The 1,724-nt window shown below is 40.7% G+C and carries 3 protein-coding genes; 2 read left to right on the top strand and 1 reads right to left on the bottom strand.

Going from position 1 to position 1,724, the window contains the following annotated elements:
* A partial coding sequence (locus MNV_RS00280) for a transposase (RefSeq protein WP_179293707.1) occupies positions 1-195 on the bottom strand: 195 nt, incomplete at its 3' end.
* 102 nt (positions 196-297) lie between these two features.
* Here MNV_RS00280 and MNV_RS00275 point away from each other — a divergent pair.
* Together MNV_RS00275 and MNV_RS19180 are read left to right on the top strand one after the other, a co-directional pair.
* The gene (locus MNV_RS00275; RefSeq protein ID WP_096203354.1) at positions 298-1,224 is read left to right on the top strand and encodes a hypothetical protein; all 927 of its coding nucleotides are present in this window, start codon (positions 298-300) and stop codon (positions 1,222-1,224) included.
* Positions 1,197-1,355 (top strand): hypothetical protein, encoded by a 159-nt coding sequence (locus tag MNV_RS19180; protein ID WP_179293706.1) that lies wholly within the window; start codon positions 1,197-1,199, stop codon positions 1,353-1,355. The genes MNV_RS00275 and MNV_RS19180 overlap by 28 nt, the downstream gene beginning before the upstream one ends.
* The last annotated feature ends 369 nt before the right edge of the window (positions 1,356-1,724 follow it).

Below are 1,724 nucleotides of genomic sequence, written 5' to 3'. Positions count from 1 at the left end.
CCATGCAACAGGAGTGTTGAAGAATCGTTGAACAGTACGATAACTTCCACCTTCTCCTGCCCAACGGGAAATACCAGGCATGGTAACTTGACCGGTCATGGCTAATAGCGCTGTCACGATGACATTCAACTGAGATATAGCCGTTGAACTCAGACAGGTTTTTAAACATTGAAGACGTGAAATAATGTTGAACATACAAGTTCCTGGGATATATCGGTAGGACAAGTGGTATATCCCAGAATTATTCATCTTATCTTATAGATATAGTGATGTGGCGAAGGTATTGACTGTACTATATTGTTACTTTTTATCGGCGGTAGTATTGCAGTATCAGAGCAAACCAAATCAGAGCTTAAAAACAACACTGCTGTAACGAAGAACAAAACACTTAATCATCCCATAAATCCTGTGCATTTGCTGCCTGGACAAGAAATACTCCCAAACGGTGTTATAGTGAATATATCAGATCTAAATGCATCCATCATCAAAAGCGGGAACGTCACGTTATCAAACGCAAGTACTCAAGGCATGGCACGCATAAATGCTATACACGAAACAGAGTGGCATTTACGACAGACACTCAACCTATCACGAAACGATGTACTGAGCATGGCATGTAATGCCGCAGGTGAATGCTCCTACAAAGTCACCAAACACATTGAAACAACTGCTACATCGTCGAAAATACCTACATATAATAATTGGACAGAATCTGCAAGTTACTACGAAAATGGTGGGAATAACTTTTTTGCAGCACATTGGAGAGTTCCATCGTCTCCAACCGGCCCGACTGGACAGACTATATTTTTATTTCCAGGTCTGGAACCCGAAAGTTCTCCCCTCAACATTCTTCAACCCGTATTGCAGTGGGGGCAGGGCGGCCGCAACCGTTGGGAATTGCAGTCATATTATGTTATAGGGAACCAGATAAATGATACTGGTATCATAGTTAATGCCAGTGAAGGCGATACAGTATTTGGAGTTATACAGCAATACCCTAACGGTTCAGGGCATTGGTATGTGGATGCATATGATCTGACATCGGGCGGCTCTTCGAGCATCTCAGTTTCTTCTTTGAGTAATGTATATCCATATGTTTATGGCGCCGCATTAGAAGTATATAATGTAAACACATGTAACCAGTTCCCAGGTTCAACAGACTTTTATAATATAGTTGTAGATAATGTAACACCATCATGGACACCCAGACAAACTACCAGATGAAACTCATGCTCTATAACAGCACCGGAACAGATACGCCCGGCAATGTCTATCTTGGAGGCAATGTCAGGAGTGATTTCGGCGATATAAGGTTCACAAAATCAGATGGAACTACAGGGATTTCCACGCCATAATTTAGGTTACAACCCTATTTAAATCTGACCTCAATTTTTCTATTCCCTAACCATGGAATCGGTACATTTTTCCCGTTCGCATCAAGACGTTTCATCAGATTCTCAATAGGAGTTGTACCGTCATAAGTCTCACGCACGTAACCCTTTTAAATAATTTATAAATTTATAAAGCAAACTGTTATCTATTGATAGACATTTTTCTCAATATGAAGGTGCGTCGTGATATTGTTCTTGCATATCTCAGGGAATTAGAAACGAAAAATGGTGGTTATTACGGCACAGATCTAACGATTCTTGCCCAAGAATTCGGGATGACTCATCATGGTCTTAAGAAGATGTTAACGAAGTGGCTAAAAGAATATCCAGCTT

This window comes from Candidatus Methanoperedens nitratireducens, assembly GCF_900196725.1.
Lineage (GTDB): Archaea > Halobacteriota > Methanosarcinia > Methanosarcinales > Methanoperedenaceae > Methanoperedens > Methanoperedens nitroreducens_A.
The sequence above is the reverse complement of the archived record's forward strand: the minus strand, read 5'-3'. Positions and strand labels throughout refer to the sequence as shown.

Bases quoted from the DNA above. Each gene is read 5' to 3' on its own strand.
- MNV_RS19180 (WP_179293706.1), top strand. From the start codon at position 1,197: ATGGACACCCAGACAAACTACCAGATGAAACTCATGCTCTATAACAGC.